Genomic DNA, 14,579 nt, shown 5'->3' with positions numbered 1-14,579 from the left:
GCGTTGCCACACCTTGAGGCGCAGACCTAAATTCCTGTTGGAAATAGCAATCGCCCCGCCTGGCGACCGCGGTCCTGGCCGCATGACGCCATGCCAGCCAAGAGGGAGTGCGGGGGGATGCAACGAGGAGCCGTGCGTGGAGCTGATCCGAAGACCAGGCCAGCCCCACAAATGTATGGATTTCAACACGGATTTTATGCATAATGCCTGCAATAAAATCCATACATTGAGATAAAATGTCCACGCCAAAATCCATGCAAGATGACAGCCAGGCCTATGCCTGGCTCACGCCGTTCGTGCAGCACGGCGGGCCGCGCTACCTGCAGATCGCCGACATGCTCGAGCGCGCGATGTCCGACGGTAGCCTGCGCCCCGGCGACCGTCTGCCGCCGCAGCGCCGGCTCGCCGCGCTGTTCCAGGTCGACCTGACGACGGTGACGCGCGCCTATGACGAGGCCAAGCGCCGCAACCTGCTGGAGGGACAGGGCGCGCGCGGCACCTACGTGGCGGCGCCGAAAGTCGAATTGACGCAGATGCTGGACCTGAGCATGAACATCCCGCCGCCGCCCTTGGGCGTGGATTTCGACGATCTGCTGAAACAGGGACTGGCGCAGGTGCTGCTGCGCACGGACAGCGATTTATTGATGAGCTATCACCTGGGCGGCGGCGGCAAAGCGGACCGCGCGGCCGGCGCCGCCTGGCTGGCGCCCATGTTCGGCGATGTCGACGCGGAGCACGTCGTGGCCTGTCCCGGCGCGCAGGCGGCGCTGGCGGCGCTGATAATGGCCCTCAGCCGTCCCGGCGACAGCATCCTGACGGAAGCGGCCGTGTATCCGGGCTTGCGCACGGCGGCGGGCCAGCTGAAGCGCAAGGCCGTCGCGGTGGAGGCGGACGCCGACGGCATGCTGCCCGATGCGCTGGAAAAGGCCGGCCGCAAGCACCACGCGCGCCTCGTGTACTTGAACCCCACCCTGCAAAACCCCACCGCGCACACCATGCCGGCCGCGCGCCGCCTGGCCATCACGCAGGTGGCGCAGCGCTGCGGCATGCACATCATCGAGGATGACCCGTACTGGCTGCTGGCCTCCGACGCGCCGCCCCCGCTGGCGCACTACGCGCCGGACCACGTGTCGCATATCGCCACCCTGTCGAAATGCCTCGCGCCCGGCCTGCGCATGGCCTACACCCTGATCGCCGACGCGCAGCTGCGCGAGCGCTTCCTGCATGCCCTGCGCTCGTTTTCCCTGATGGCCACGCCCGTGACGACGGCGCTGACGACGCAGTGGATACACGACGGCTCCGCGCACGCGCTGCTGGCCGGCATACGCAGCGAGGCCGATGCGCGCCAGGACGTCATCCGCACCATCCTGACGGGCACCAGCCATCCGCGCAGCGACGGCATCCATGTATGGTTTTCGCTGCCCAGCTACTGGAGCTCGCGCGAACTGGCCGCCACCGCCCGCGCCCAGGGCGTGGCCGTCACGGCTTCCGACGCCTTCTACGACAGCCGCCCGCCAAACGCCATCCGCATCTCTCTGGGCAGCATCCGCGACCGCGCGCGGCTGGCCAACGCATTGAAGAAATTATCGCTGCTGCTGGCGCACAAACCGGCCGTGCCGCGGGAATGCGTGATTTAGCCGCGCAGCCGCGCATCGAGCGAATAGCGTCCCGCGCCGCCGATGGCGATGCTGCCGAAGACGATGATCAGCAGCCAGCCGAACTGGCCCTCGGCGATGCTCCAGTCAGGGTGGACGAGCAGCATCGACACGCCCAGCAGGAACAGCAGGGGCAGGCAGGCCAGGCGCGTCAGCAAGCCGGCGGCGATCAGCAGCGGGCAGAGGATTTCCGCGAACAGGGCGCAGTACAGGGTGACGGCGCGCCCCAGGTGCAGCGGGTCGTCGATGCGCGCCAGTTCCTGGGAAAAATGCAGCAGCTTGGGCAAGCCGTGCACGTGCAGCACCAGCAGCGCGCCCGCCACGCGCGCAAACAGCAAGCCGGCATCGGGTAAAAAGGGGCCGGCCAGCGCCGCCATCCAGTCGTTCTTCATGTTCGCTCCATTGAAAAGCCAGGCGGCACGGCGCGCCGCTGCCGGCCATCATAGGCAAGCGCCGGCCCGGGCGCGACTGGTCTTTTGGCAGAGGCGCCCGCGCGCGCGAAGGCCTAGACTCGCCGATGCCATCACTGGTCCACGCCGTAACTGGCCCCTCCCCCATCCCCGAAGGAAATGCATCATGTCGAAGAAAATCGAAGCCGAAGAAGTCAACTCCCGCCGCAAGCTGCTCGTCAGCGTCGCCGGTGTCGCCGCCGGCGCGGGCCTGCTGGCCGCCGGTGGCGCCAGTGCCGCCGCCAAGCCTGCCGCTGCCGCTGCAGCGGCGCCGGGCAAGCTCAGCGTCAACAGCATCACCGTCAAGGACGGCACCGTCATCCATTTCAAGGACTGGGGCACGGGCACGCCCGTCGTCTTCAGCCACGGCTGGCCCTTGCAGGGCGACGCCTGGGAAGACCAGATGATGTTCCTGGCCAGCCACGGCTACCGCGTCATCGCGCACGACCGCCGCGGCCACGGCCTGTCCAGCCAGCCTTGGCAGGGCAATGACATGGACACCTACGCCGACGACCTGGCCACCCTGCTCGACGCGCTCGACATCAAGGGCGCGACCCTGGTCGGCCATTCGACGGGCGGCGGCGAAGTGGCGCGCTACATCGGCCGCCATGGTGAAAAGCGCGTGGCCAAGGCCGTGCTGGTGGGCGCCGTGCCGCCGCAGATGGTCAAGTCGGAGACCAATCCGGGCGGCTTGCCGATGTCCGTCTTCGACGGCATCCGCGCCGGCGTGCTGGCCGACCGTTCGCAATTCTTCAAGGACCTGACGGTGCCGTTCTTCGGCGCCAACCGTCCCGGCAACAAGGTGTCGCAAGGCATGCGCGACACCTTCTGGCTGCAGGGCATGCAGTGCGGCATCAAGAACGCCTACGATTGCATCAAGCAGTTTTCCGAGACGGACTTCACGGCCGACCTGAAGAAAATCTCCGTGCCGACCCTGGTGGTGCACGGCGGCGACGACCAGATCGTGCCCATCGACGCGTCCGGCAAGGCGGCGGCAAAGCTCATCAAGAACGCCAAGCTGGTCATCTATGAAGGCGCGCCGCACGGCTTGCCGGCCACCCACAAGGACCGCCTGAACGAAGACTTGCTGGCCTTTATCAAGTCCTGATCGTTCTGCGCTTCCCGCACCGCCGGCCCGCCCGGCGGTGTTTCTCGTCCCCACCGCATAAAAAAACCGCCCGCCTCCCCCATTCGTATAAGTGCCCTGGCGACGATGCCATGCATACTTGTCGCAATGCGGCATCCGCCGCGACAGCGACAGGAGCACGGCGATGGCCAGCATGCATTATTTCCCTCAGCAGCAAGACCCCGCGCAGGCGCAGGCACAGCGCATGAGTGGCATGGGTGGCATGGGAGAATTCGCCGCGTCGGTCGCGCACGAGGTGCGCCAGCCGCTGGCCGCCATTGCGCTCAATGCGGATGCCGCCTTGCGCTGGCTCGACCACGATCCGCCACGCCTCGACGAGGCGCGCGCGGCGCTGGCCCTGGTCGCCAGCGCCGGCAGCCACGCCAGCGCCGTGCTGCGCAGCATGCATGGCCTGGCCTGCAACGCGCCGGGCGGCCACGATCATTTTGTCGCCGATGACGCCGTGCAGGAGCTGCTGCCGCTGTTGCGCGCGCTACTGCAACGCCACGCCATCCACCTGGAAACGCGGCTGGCGCCGGGCCGCCCGCTGCTGCAGGCCGACCCGGCGCAATTCCGGCAAGTCATCCTGAACCTGCTGATGAACGCCATCGAGGCCCTGCAGGGCACCAGCGGCCGGCCGCGCACGGTGCTGCTGTCCTCGCGCCTGGAGGCGGGCGTGCAGCATTTCAGCGTCGCCGACAACGGCGCCGGCATCGTGCCGCAGGCGGCCGGGCGCCTGTACCACGCCCTGTATTCCAGCAAGCCGGACGGCATGGGCATGGGCCTGGCCATCTGCCGTCGCATCCTCGACGCGCACGGTGGCCGCCTGTGGCATGCGCCCGGCGCGCCGCACGGCACAGTCTTCCACTTCACCCTGCCAGCACCATGAAACCAAGCATGCACACTCCCCGCGACGACGCCGCCGCGCCCCCTGTCTCGCTGCTGATCGCCGACGACCACCCGCTGATCCTGGCCGGCCTGGCCTCGCTGATCGCCTCCCTGCCGGGTTTAGTCCTGCTGGGCCAGGCCGGCACGGGCCGCGCCGCCGTGGAGTTGTACCGGGAGCTGCGGCCCGACGTGGTGCTGATGGATTTGAACATGCCGGAAATGCACGGCGTCGAGGCGATCGAGCGCATCTGCGCGGAGGACGCGCAGGCGAAGATCGTCATCCTCACCACCTACCAGGGCGAGGACAGCGTGCACCGCGCCTTGCGCGCCGGCGCGCGCGGCTACCTGCTGAAGGATTCCGGCTTCCAGCAACTGACGCAGTGCATCGGCCAGGTGGCTGCCGGCAGGCACTACCTGCCGCCGGAACTGGCGGCGCAGCAGGCCGGCCGCATCGAGGCGAACCGCCTGTCGAAACGCGAACACGACATCCTGCTGCACCTGTCGGCGGGCAAGAGCAACAAGATGATCGCGCGCAGCGCCGGCATCGAGGTGGGCACGGTTAAATTCCACGTGAATAATATTTTGACCAAGCTCAACGTATCAAGCCGCACCGAGGCGGCCACGGTGGCCGCCCGGCGCGGCTTGCTGGGCGCGTTCTAGCGTTTTGACCCGGCAGGCGGGGGTCAGGCCGCGCCGTCGTCCTTCGGCTGCTCGGCCTTGGCCAGCGTTGGCTTCGCTTCCACGCCGCTGATCTTCGGCACGCATTCGCTGCGCAGCCACGACACGGTCACGGGCTCGCCCGCCATCAGGCGCTTGACGCTGGGGACGATCTGTTCGCCGATCAGCATGCCCAGCAGGCCGATCAGGGCTATCGCGGGCGGCGCCGGCGAGCGCACCTGCAAGACGGCGTAGATGATGCCGACCAGCAAACCCACGGCCAGCGAAATCACATATAACTTCATGGCGCATTCCTTTCGATGAAAAAAAACGCCGCGCGCGGTCAGGCGCGCGGCGCATGGCACGGCCGCGCGGGGTTTACTTCGCCGGCACCGGCGCCAGCGTGGCGTGCTCGCCGTGGATGCGCTGCGGCGCCTTGTGCACCATCGTGTAGGCATAGTCGACGCCCATGCCGTAGGCGCCCGAATGTTCGCGCACGATGGCCATCACGGCGTCATAAGTTGCCTTGTGCGCCCAGTCGCGCTGCCATTCCAGCAGCACCTGCTGCCACGTCACGGGCACCACGCCGGCCTGGATCATGCGCTGCATGGCGTAGTCGTGCGCTTCCTTCGAGGTGCCGCCCGAGGCGTCGGCCACCATGTAAATTTCATAATCGCCTTCGAGCATCGCGCACAGGGCGAAGCTGTTGTTGCACACTTCCGTCCACAAGCCCGAGACGACGACCTTCTTCTTGCCGTTGGCGGCCAGCGCATCGCGCACCTTCTGGTCATCCCACGAATTCATCGAGCTGCGCTCGAGAATATCCTTGCCGGGGAAAACGTCGAGCAGTTCCGGATAGGTATGGCCGGAGAAGCTTTCCGTTTCGACCGTGGTGATGATGGTGGGGATGTTGAACACCTTGGCGGCCTTGGCCAGGCCCACGGTATTGTTTTTCAGCGCTTGCCGGTCCATCGACTGTACGCCGAAAGCCATTTGCGGCTGCTGGTCGATGAAGATGATCTGGCAATTATCGGGGGTAAGGACTTCCAGTTTCGGATTGGTCATGATGTCATCCATGCAAAGTAGGGTTGAGTGGGTACTGCCATGCATCGTATGCCTGGCGGCGCGCCCGCGCCACTATCTAAATATAGGCTCCCCCGGGCCATCCGCCCTGCAGGCTGGCGGGCGCTGCGGTAAAATACCTTTTGCTCACCCTGTTCCGACGACTCTTGATCGATCACTCCTCTTTGCCAGGCACCATCATGCGCAGCGATACGGCAGCGATACGCGTGCTCATCGCCGACGACCACCAGTTGCTGCTTGACGGCATCACGGCCCTGCTGCGCGCCTTTCCCGGCGTGACACTGGTGGGCCAGGCCACCGATGGCCAGCAGGCGGTGCAGCAATTTGACGCGCTGCTGCCCGATGTCACGCTGATGGATTTGCAGATGCCGCGCATGAGCGGCCTGGACGCCATCGGCGCCATCCGCGCGCGCCATCCGCAGGCGCGCATCATCGTGCTGACCACCTACAAGGGCGACACCCAGGTGCTGCGCGCCATCCGCGCGGGCGCCTGCGGCTATGTGCTGAAAAGCGCGCTGCGCCACGAATTGCTGGCGGCGATACAAAACGTGCACGCGGGGCGGCGCCACATCACGCCCGAGATCGAGGCGGAGCTGGCGCTGTATGCCTGCAGCGACGTGCTGTCGAACCGCGAACTGGACGTGCTCAAGCAGGTCGCGCAAGGCAATTCCAACCGCGAAACGGGCGCCCTGCTGCAGATCAAGGAAGAAACCGTCAAGGCGCACATGAGCACCATCCTGGCCAAGCTGGGCGCCAGGGACCGCACCCACGCCGTCACCATCGCGCTACGGCGCGGCATCCTCGACGCCTGAGCGGCGCCAGCGCCGCCACCAGCGGCGCAGCGGGCCGTGCCCTGTGGGCCAGGCGCGGCGCGCGGGCACCCGCAAGCGCCACTGCGTGCCGCCCCCGTCGCGCCCGTCCAGCGCCAGGCGCGCACCGAGCCTGGCGGCGCGCTCGCGCATGCCGGGCATGCCCCAGTGTCCGGGAATCTGGCCGTGCGCCGCCACCACCGGCGGCAAGCCCTGGCCATCGTCGCGCACGAGCAGTTCGATGCCGCCGCGCGCATAGCGCACCGTCACCTCGACCACCTGCGCGCGCGCGTGCTGGAAGGCGTTGCGCAGCGCTTCGCTGGCGATGCGATAGATTTCGTGCGCGGCGCGCGCATGCAGCATGCGCGCCTCGCCTTCCTGCGCATAGCGGAACACGATGCCGTGCTGCGCCGCCAGCCGCTCGCCTTCGCGCCGCAGGATGGCACTCCAGCGCGCGCCGGCGTCGTCCCCGGCGCGCAAGTCGTGCACGTGGTCGCGTCCCTCGCCCAGCATGCGGTCGGCGTCGTCGAGCGCGCGCAGCATGGCGGCGCGCGCGGGATCATCCTCGGCGATGGCCATGCTGGCATTGTGAAAGTGCAGGATCATCGCCTGCGTGCCCTGCAGCAGGGTATCGTGCAGCTCGCGCGCGATACGTTCGCGCTCGGCCTGCTGCGCCTCCATCCGCGCCTGCAGGCGCGCGGCGTGCTGGCGCATCCGCCAGCGGCAGGCGCCATATGCGGCCGCCAGCAGCGCCGCCGCGCACAGGCTGCGGAACCACCAGGTCTGGTAAAAGGCGGGCAGCACGCGGAACGGCAGTTGCGCCACCGTGCTGGCCACGCCGTCGCCATTGATGGCCATCACCTGGAAGCGGTAGGCGCCCGGCCCCAGGCCCGTGTATTGCGCCTGGCGCCGCTCGTCCGCGTTCTGCCAGTCCTTGTCATACCCTTCCAGCCGATAGCGGAAATGCAGGCGCGCCGGCGTGCCCAGGCTGCTGGCGTTGTAGGTGAACTGCACGTCGCGCGTGCCGGCCGGCAGATGGCCGTAGTCCGCCGCCGCCACCATTGCGCCATGCGCCAGCAGCGCAGCGATTTCCACCCGTGGCGCCGGCAGCGGGGCCGCGGGCTGCCGCGGGTCGATCCAGAAGGTGGCGCTTTGCCGCGAAAACCAGATCTTGCCGTCCCCCGCTTCGGCAACGGAGCGGTTGTGCAGCATGCCGATGCTGCCATTGAGCCCATCGGTGGCGTCATACACGCTGGCCTGCATCGCATGGCCTGCGTCGCGCAGCGCCCGTTCCACCTCGCTGGCGGCGATGTGCGCGGCGCCGACGCCATTATTGAGCCACAGGCTGCCGTCGCGCGCGCGCAGCAGACCCACCACGCCCTCGATGGCAGCGGCGGGCGCGCTGCGCAGTGCCGTAAAATGACCGCCACGCCACAGCGCCACGCCACGCTGTCCGCCCGCCCACACCTGCCCCTGGTATTCGCTCAACATGGGGATCTTGCCCAGGTCTAGTCCCTGTTCCGGGCCGTAGCGGCGCAAGCGCCCCGCTTCCAGCATGGCCAGCGTGCCATCCGGATAGGACAGCCACAGGCGCCCGGCCGCGTCGGCCAACAGCGCCAGCGGCACGCGCCGCCCGCCATCGGGCAGCAAGGGTTCGCGCCGCCACGCCCCGTCGCGGTACTGGAACACGCCAGCGCCGCTGAAGACGCCCCAGATGCTGCCATCGGGCGCCACCACGCCCGCGCGCATGCGCTTGAGCGCCGCCGCGCCAGGCGGATAGGCCAGCGTGCGCAGCACGCGCCCGTCGGCGCTGTCGAGCAGTCGCAGGCCGTCGCGGCCCGCCACCCACACGCCCTGCGGCGCGTCCATGATGGCGCTGACGGGACCAAACGCGGGCGCGCGCAGCACCTTGCCGTCGGCCCGCGCCAGCAGCAGCGGCGCCACGCTGTCGTCCTTCGAGAGCCACATCGCGCCGGCGGGGCCGGCAACCATCTCTTGCGTGCGGAACACCTCGGGCACCGCCGCGCCCTGGCGCGCGCGCAGGACCACGGGCGCGGCCTGGCGAAAGCGGTCCAGGCCAGCATAGGTGGCGGTCCAGACGTTGCCCTCATTGTCGTCGCACATGGCGCTGATCCAGGCATTGCTCAAGCCATCGCCGGGCAGGAACGATTCGGTGTCGCTGCCGATGCCCAGCTGGCGCGGCGCCAGCGTACCGGCGCTGCGCGTGCGGTGCAGGCCGAACTGGCTGTCGAACCACAGCGTGCCCTGGCGGTCGACCAGCATGCTGCCGCTGGTGCCGCTGGTGTCGCGGTAGATCCAGCGGTGGTCGAGCCGGTCGTAGCGCTCGAGCGAATCGATGATGCGGATGCCGCGCTGCTCCAGCAGATACAGGCGTCCGTCCGGCCCCTGCTGCGGCGGCGCGCGCAAGTCCAGGCTGCCGATGGGCGGCGCGAAACGCGCCTGGCCCGGCTGCCAGAGAAACAGGCCCTGCTCGCTGAACACGCCCAGTTTGCCATCGCGGTCGGCAAACACGGCCGATGCCTTTTGTGCCGTATAGCCCTGTGCCGGCCCCATCGCTTGCCAACGCCGGCCGTCAAAACGCGAGATGCCGGACACGCCGGCCGCCCACAGGGCGCCGCTGCCATCGAAGGCAAAGCCCCAGATGGAACCGGCCTGCACGCCCTGTGCTTCACCGTAGTTGCGCACCACGCCGTCCTTGACGTGGCTGATGCCGCCCACCTGCCAGCCTATCCACATGCCGCCATCCGTGGCGCGCTTGAGCGCCACGGCCACGGTGTCGGGAAAGCGGCCCTGGCGCGCCTGCAAGGGCATGAAGCGCAGGCCGTCAAAGCGGATGACGCCCGCATGCGTACCGAGCCACAGAAAGCCATCGTTGCCCTGCGCCATGGAACTGATATCGTCCGGCGCGCCATCCCTGGCCGTCCAGCTGGTGTGCTGCAACTGATGCACGCCGCGCCCCGCGTCGATGGCCATCCCGCAAGGACTGGCCAGCATCAGTGCCAACCATAGCAGGCAGGCGCGCGGGAGCACGGTCAGGCTGCCCGGCCGCTGCGGTGCTGCACGATGATCAGGCCACCCAGCAGCAGCAGAGGTACGGCCAGCGCCACGAAGCCCAGCGCCAGATAGGCAAAGGCGGCGGCGATGGCGCCCAGGGCGAAGGCCAGCAACGGCCAGAAAAACTTGCCGCAGCGCGCATGGGTGGCGCCATCGGCCGCGCCGCGCAGCACGTCGACCGTATCGAGCACGATCTGCGTCACGTTCCCCGTCATCATGGAGGTGGGCGCCAGGTGCGCCAGCAACAGCCGGCTGGTGGCGCTGTGCACGCCCATGGCGGCCGTGCCCAGCAAGCCCGCCAGCATGGCCAGGTCGCCGACATCCCTGCCCACCGGTTCGGCCAGGATGCCGAACAGCATGAAGCCTGCCAGCAGTACCCACTGCAGCAGGAAAGCCAGGGTCAAGGCCGGGCCGCCACGGCGCTCGATGGCCAGCACCATCAGGCGCGTGACGACAATGCCTGCGATAAAGGCGGGAAAAGCGAGTATCTTGAGCAGGATGGGAATGCGCGTGGGCTCGGCCAGCGCGGCGCCGATCAACACGAAGTTGCCCGTGACATGGGCCGTAAACAGGCCAAACAGGGCAATAAAACCCAGGGTATCGACATACCCCGCTAAAAATCCCAGACTGGTGCCGAACAAGCGGCTGTGTGGTGGCTGATCCATTGATAAAACTCCTGAAACGATGCAATAACTGTAAAACGCGCCCGGGCATGGCCGCGGCGCCACTGCCAGCATGGTAAGCCATGCGGCCGGCCGCCGCCCCCGTCCTTCGGCCAGTGCGCCACGCGCCACCTGATCTTTTGGCCCGTGTCCCGGCGCCGCACGCCCGCTACACTGGCCGACGTGACTTTCGCGCCGCGCACGCCGGCCCTCCCCGCACCGCAACCATGGAGCTGCACCATGCCAGAACATACCCTCCCCGCCACCGCGCCCTTGATCCTGCTCAATGGCTGCTTCCATACCGTCGACAAGAGCTGCCCGCAAGCGAGCGCCGTGGCCATCGCCGACGGCAAATTCCTCGCCGTGGGCGACTTTGAAGACGTCATGCGCCACAGCGCGCCCGACAGCCGCGTGATCGACCTGGGTGGCCGCACCGTCATCCCGGGCCTGAACGACTCGCACCTGCACCTGATCCGCGGCGGCTTGAACTACAACCTGGAATTGCGCTGGGAAGGCGTGCCCTCGCTGGCCGACGCCCTGCGCATGCTCAAGGAACAGGCGCTGCGCACGCCGAATCCGCAATGGGTGCGCGTGGTGGGCGGCTGGAACGAATTCCAGTTCGCGGAAAAACGCATGCCCACCCTCGATGAAATCAACGCCGCCGCGCCCGACACGCCCGTCTTCATCCTGCACCTATATGACCGCGCGCTGCTCAATCGCGCCGCCCTGCGCGTGGTCGGCTACGACAAGAACACGCCGAACCCGCCCGGCGGCGAGATTGTACGCGACGCGGCCGGCAACCCGACCGGCATGCTGATCGCCCGCCCGAACGCCATGATTTTATATGCGACCCTGGCCAAGGGCCCGACCCTGCCGCGCGATCTGCAAGTCAATTCCACGCGCCAGTTCATGCGCGAGCTCAACCGCCTCGGCCTGACCAGCGCCATCGACGCGGGCGGCGGCTTCCAGAATTATCCGGAAGACTACGCGGTGGTCGAGGAACTGGCGCAAAAGGAGCAGCTGACCATCCGCATCGCCTACAACCTGTTCACGCAGAACAAGGGGCGCGAACTGGAAGACTTCGAAAAATGGACGCAGATGGTCACGCCGGGCCAGGGCGACGATTACTATCGCCATAACGGCGCCGGCGAAATGCTGGTGTTTTCCGCCGCCGACTTCGAGGATTTCCTCGAGCCGCGCCCTGACCTGGCGCCCGGCATGGACGACGAACTGGAAAAGGTGGTGCGCCACCTGGTCTCCAAGCGCTGGCCCTTCCGCCTGCACGCCACCTATGACGAATCGATCGAGCGCATGCTGACGGTGTTTGAAAAGGTCAACCGCGATATCCCGTTCGACGGCCTGCACTGGATGTTCGACCACTGCGAAACCATCACGCCGCGTAACATCGACCGGGTCAAGGCGCTGGGCGGCGGCATCGCCATCCAGCACCGCATGGCCTTCCAGGGCGAATACTTTGTCGACCGCTACGGCGCGGAAGCGGCCAAGGCCACGCCGCCGATCGCGCGCATGCTTGCCTCGGGCGTGCCGGTGGGCGGCGGCACCGACGCCACCCGGGTCGCCAGCTACAACCCGTGGACGGCGCTGTACTGGCTGGTGTCGGGACGCACCGTGGGCGGCTTGCGCCTGTACGATGCGGGCAGCCGTTTGTCGCGCGACACGGCGCTGGAACTGTGGACGGCGGGCAGCGCCTGGTTCTCCAGCGAGCAAGGCAAGAAGGGCCGCATCCAGGAAGGCATGCTGGCCGACCTGGCCGTGCTGAGCGCGGATTTTTTCAGCATCGATGAAGAGGCCATCAAGTCGATCGAATCGGTGCTCACCATCGTCGGCGGCAAGATCGTCTACGGCCAGGCGGAATTTGCGCCACTGGCGCCGCCTCCCATTCCGGTGTTGCCGGACTGGTCGCCCGTGAAAAACGTGGCCGGCCACTACCGCGCCGCGCCGCCGCAAACGGCCAGCGTCATGCAACAGCACCAGTGCCAGGGCGCCTGCGGCGTGCATGCCCACGCCCACGACGTGGCGCGCAAGAGTTCCGTGCCCGTCTCCAGCCATTCCGGCTTCTGGGGCGCGCTGGGGTGCAGCTGCTTTGCGTTCTGATGCCATGCTGACGCGATTGCCTTTGCTGGCGGCCGGCGCGCTGGCGCTGGCGGCGGCCCTGCCCGCCGCGGCACAACAGAATGTGCAGCTGTACGGCCGCCTGAACGTGGCGCTCGAAGCGCTGCACTCGTCCGGCAGCGGCGACAGCGTGCAGCGCCTGTCCAACAACCGCTCGGTACTCGGCTTTCGCGGCGGCGAAGACCTGGGCGGCGGCTGGCAGGCGCTGTTCCAGGTCGAGGGCACCTTGGCGCCCGACACGGGCACGGGGTCCATCGCCGCACGCGACACGCGCGTCGGCATTGCCGGCCCGTGGGGCACGCTGTTTGGCGGGAACTGGACCCTGCCCTACAACAGCGCCACGTCCGCGCTCGACCCGTTCTACCCCACCACGGCCGGCTACATGAGCCTGATGGGCAACGGCGCCGGCGCCAGCGAAAGCAATACCAGCAACAGGTATTCCTTCGACCGGCGCCAGCAGAACAGCGTGCATTACTGGACGCCGCAGTGGCAGGGCTGGTCGCTGCGCGTGGCGCGCGGCATGGCCGAAGAGCGGCCCGCCAGCGGCGCGCATCCGGCCCTGACCTCGGCCGCATTGATCTACGACGGCGGCGCCCTGTACGCCACCCTGGCGCAGGAAGACCATCACGACTACCAGGGACGGGGGCTGACCGACCGTGGCAGCAAGCTGGCCCTGGCCTGGCGTGTCGACGGCGCCACGCAGCTGGCGCTGGCGCTGGAAAGCCTGCGCTATGCGACGGCCACGGGCGAGCTGCGCCGGCGCACGGTGTATGTCTCCGCCACGCGCCAGTTCGGCCGCCATGGCTTGCGTTTCGGCCTGGCGCATGCCCAAAGCGCCAGCGGCGGCGCGCTGGAAACCATCGGCACGGTGCGGGCGGGAGCCGGCACGGGCGCCACCCACGCCACCGCCGGCTACGACTACCAGCTGTCGAAACGCAGCAGCCTGTATGCCTACTACACGCGCCTGGCCAACGGCGGCAACGGCGTCGCCGACTTTGCCATCAACAGCCTGGGACGCGACGCGGCAACCAAGGGCGCCGCCTTGTCGGGCGTGGCGCTGGGAATCCGGCACAATTTCTGAGGCACGATTTCCGGTACGGCGTTTTTCGTGGACAGCCGCGCGCGCGGCGGGTACAGTCGGCATTCTGCAACCAGGGCGGGCATCCACGGACAAACACCATGAAGCGAGCATCAATGCCAGCGCGCAGCGACTGGGTCAAGTGCGCCGAACCGGTACAAGGGGTCGAACGCATCGAGGCGTGGTTCAAGGGCAAGGCCTATGCCATGCACCGCCACGACACCTACGCCATCGGCCGCACGCTGGCGGGCGTGCAGCGTTTCAGCTACCGTCGCGGGCAGCGCGACAGCCTGCCCGGCAATACCATGATCCTGCATCCCGACGAGGCGCACGATGGCCAGGCGGGTACCGACGCCGGCTTCCGTTACCGCATGCTGTATATCGAACCGGCGCTGTTCCAGGACGTGCTGGGCGGACGCGCACTGCCCTTCATCGAAGGCGGCGTGTCCACCGATCCCCGCCTGGCGGCCGCCACATCCGCCTTGCTGCCGCACGACGGCCACCCGCTCGAAGCGCTGGAACAGAGCGAGGCGCTGGCCGAGCTGGCGCATGCGCTGGCGGCGGTGGCCGGCACGCCGGCCCAGCGTTTGCGAGGAGACTTCCTGGCGGCGCGCCGCGCGCGCGACTACCTGCAGGCGCACTGCACGCAGGCCGTCACCCTGGCGGAACTTGAGGCGGCAACGGGACGCGACCGCTGGAGCCTGTCGCACGACTTTCGCGTCTTCTATGGCACCAGCCCGTACCGCTATCTGACGATGCGGCGCCTGGAGATGGTGCGGCGCCTGCTGCTGGCTGGCGCCACGCTCGCATCGGCCGCCATGGCCGCAGGCTTCGCCGACCAGAGCCACATGACGCGGCATTTCCTGAAAACCCATGGACTGACGCCTGGCCGCTGGCTGCGCTACGCCGGCGGCAGCGTCAAGGGCTAAGAAAACACCCACGATCGTTCAATACGGCCGGCAAG

At 68.0% G+C, this 14,579-nt stretch carries 13 protein-coding genes; 8 read left to right on the top strand and 5 right to left on the bottom strand.

The window, feature by feature from the left end; genetic code table 11:
• Positions 1-236 precede the first annotated feature (236 nt).
• Positions 237-1,637 (top strand): aminotransferase-like domain-containing protein, encoded by a 1,401-nt coding sequence (locus J0O65_RS10110; RefSeq protein WP_215406403.1) that lies wholly within the window; start codon positions 237-239, stop codon positions 1,635-1,637.
• Here the strand turns inward: J0O65_RS10110 and J0O65_RS10105 are convergent.
• Positions 1,634-2,047, bottom strand: a complete 414-nt coding sequence (locus tag J0O65_RS10105; RefSeq protein WP_215406401.1) for a DoxX family protein — start codon at positions 2,045-2,047, stop codon at positions 1,634-1,636. The genes J0O65_RS10110 and J0O65_RS10105 overlap by 4 nt on opposite strands.
• A 184-nt stretch (positions 2,048-2,231) precedes the next feature.
• Between J0O65_RS10105 and J0O65_RS10100 the strand changes: the two genes are divergently transcribed.
• From J0O65_RS10100 to J0O65_RS10090, 3 genes are all read left to right on the top strand, one after another.
• On the top strand, positions 2,232-3,212 hold the full coding sequence (locus J0O65_RS10100; RefSeq protein ID WP_215406399.1) for an alpha/beta fold hydrolase: 981 nt from the start codon (positions 2,232-2,234) through the stop codon (positions 3,210-3,212).
• Positions 3,213-3,375: 163 nt separating this feature from the next.
• Positions 3,376-4,119: a sensor histidine kinase gene (locus J0O65_RS10095; protein ID WP_215406397.1), complete on the top strand. Its 744-nt coding sequence runs from the start codon at positions 3,376-3,378 to the stop codon at positions 4,117-4,119.
• Positions 4,120-4,127: 8 nt separating this feature from the next.
• Positions 4,128-4,778, top strand: coding sequence for a response regulator (locus tag J0O65_RS10090; protein ID WP_215406395.1), 651 nt, complete (start codon positions 4,128-4,130; stop codon positions 4,776-4,778).
• A gap of 23 nt (positions 4,779-4,801) precedes the next feature.
• On the opposite strand, the gene J0O65_RS10085 is transcribed toward J0O65_RS10090, so the two are convergent.
• Together J0O65_RS10085 and J0O65_RS10080 are read right to left on the bottom strand one after the other, a co-directional pair.
• A complete protein-coding gene (locus tag J0O65_RS10085) occupies positions 4,802-5,080 on the bottom strand; it encodes a XapX domain-containing protein (RefSeq protein WP_215406393.1) in 279 nt (92 codons plus the stop codon).
• Between the two features lie 73 nt (positions 5,081-5,153).
• A complete protein-coding gene (locus tag J0O65_RS10080) occupies positions 5,154-5,840 on the bottom strand; it encodes a hydrolase (RefSeq protein WP_035828118.1) in 687 nt (228 codons plus the stop codon).
• Between the two features lie 197 nt (positions 5,841-6,037).
• On the opposite strand from J0O65_RS10080, the gene J0O65_RS10075 reads away from it, so the two are divergent.
• Positions 6,038-6,670, top strand: coding sequence for a response regulator transcription factor (locus tag J0O65_RS10075; protein WP_215406391.1), 633 nt, complete (start codon positions 6,038-6,040; stop codon positions 6,668-6,670).
• On the opposite strand, the gene J0O65_RS10070 is transcribed toward J0O65_RS10075, so the two are convergent.
• Positions 6,644-9,682, bottom strand: a complete 3,039-nt coding sequence (locus J0O65_RS10070; protein ID WP_215406389.1) for a sensor histidine kinase — start codon at positions 9,680-9,682, stop codon at positions 6,644-6,646. The genes J0O65_RS10075 and J0O65_RS10070 overlap by 27 nt on opposite strands.
• Before the next feature lie 38 nt (positions 9,683-9,720).
• Complete coding sequence (locus J0O65_RS10065) at positions 9,721-10,407, bottom strand: YoaK family protein (protein WP_215406387.1); 687 nt, start codon at positions 10,405-10,407, stop codon at positions 9,721-9,723.
• A 237-nt stretch (positions 10,408-10,644) separates the two neighbouring features.
• Between J0O65_RS10065 and J0O65_RS10060 the strand changes: the two genes are divergently transcribed.
• The 3 genes from J0O65_RS10060 (at position 10,645) to J0O65_RS10050 (ending at position 14,544) form a co-directional block, all read left to right on the top strand.
• Entirely contained in the window at positions 10,645-12,519 is a 1,875-nt protein-coding gene (locus J0O65_RS10060; RefSeq protein ID WP_215406385.1) for an amidohydrolase, read from the top strand.
• Between the two features lie 4 nt (positions 12,520-12,523).
• Positions 12,524-13,618, top strand: a complete 1,095-nt coding sequence (locus tag J0O65_RS10055) for a porin (RefSeq protein ID WP_215406383.1) — start codon at positions 12,524-12,526, stop codon at positions 13,616-13,618.
• 98 nt (positions 13,619-13,716) lie between these two features.
• Positions 13,717-14,544 carry an AraC family transcriptional regulator gene (locus J0O65_RS10050; protein ID WP_215406380.1) on the top strand — a complete coding sequence of 276 codons (828 nt, stop codon included), beginning with the start codon at positions 13,717-13,719 and terminating at the stop codon, positions 14,542-14,544.
• Positions 14,545-14,579: the final 35 nt, after the last annotated feature.

Origin of the sequence: Janthinobacterium sp. JC611, from assembly GCF_018682595.1 — a bacterium.
Taxonomy (GTDB): Bacteria; Pseudomonadota; Gammaproteobacteria; order Burkholderiales; family Burkholderiaceae_D; genus Janthinobacterium.
This window is presented reverse-complemented; position numbering and strand designations above follow the sequence as displayed.

Coding starts and splice junctions, on each gene's coding strand:
- J0O65_RS10055 (WP_215406383.1), top strand. CDS start 12,524: ATGCTGACGCGATTGCCTTTGCTGGCGGCCGGCGCGCTGGCGCTGGCG.
- J0O65_RS10085 (WP_215406393.1), bottom strand. CDS start 5,080: ATGAAGTTATATGTGATTTCGCTGGCCGTGGGTTTGCTGGTCGGCATC.
- J0O65_RS10060 (WP_215406385.1), top strand. CDS start 10,645: ATGCCAGAACATACCCTCCCCGCCACCGCGCCCTTGATCCTGCTCAAT.
- J0O65_RS10070 (WP_215406389.1), bottom strand. CDS start 9,682: ATGCTGGCCAGTCCTTGCGGGATGGCCATCGACGCGGGGCGCGGCGTG.
- J0O65_RS10110 (WP_215406403.1), top strand. CDS start 237: ATGTCCACGCCAAAATCCATGCAAGATGACAGCCAGGCCTATGCCTGG.
- J0O65_RS10075 (WP_215406391.1), top strand. CDS start 6,038: ATGCGCAGCGATACGGCAGCGATACGCGTGCTCATCGCCGACGACCAC.
- J0O65_RS10065 (WP_215406387.1), bottom strand. CDS start 10,407: ATGGATCAGCCACCACACAGCCGCTTGTTCGGCACCAGTCTGGGATTT.
- J0O65_RS10080 (WP_035828118.1), bottom strand. CDS start 5,840: ATGACCAATCCGAAACTGGAAGTCCTTACCCCCGATAATTGCCAGATC.
- J0O65_RS10090 (WP_215406395.1), top strand. CDS start 4,128: ATGCACACTCCCCGCGACGACGCCGCCGCGCCCCCTGTCTCGCTGCTG.
- J0O65_RS10050 (WP_215406380.1), top strand. CDS start 13,717: ATGAAGCGAGCATCAATGCCAGCGCGCAGCGACTGGGTCAAGTGCGCC.
- J0O65_RS10100 (WP_215406399.1), top strand. CDS start 2,232: ATGTCGAAGAAAATCGAAGCCGAAGAAGTCAACTCCCGCCGCAAGCTG.
- J0O65_RS10105 (WP_215406401.1), bottom strand. CDS start 2,047: ATGAAGAACGACTGGATGGCGGCGCTGGCCGGCCCCTTTTTACCCGAT.
- J0O65_RS10095 (WP_215406397.1), top strand. CDS start 3,376: ATGGCCAGCATGCATTATTTCCCTCAGCAGCAAGACCCCGCGCAGGCG.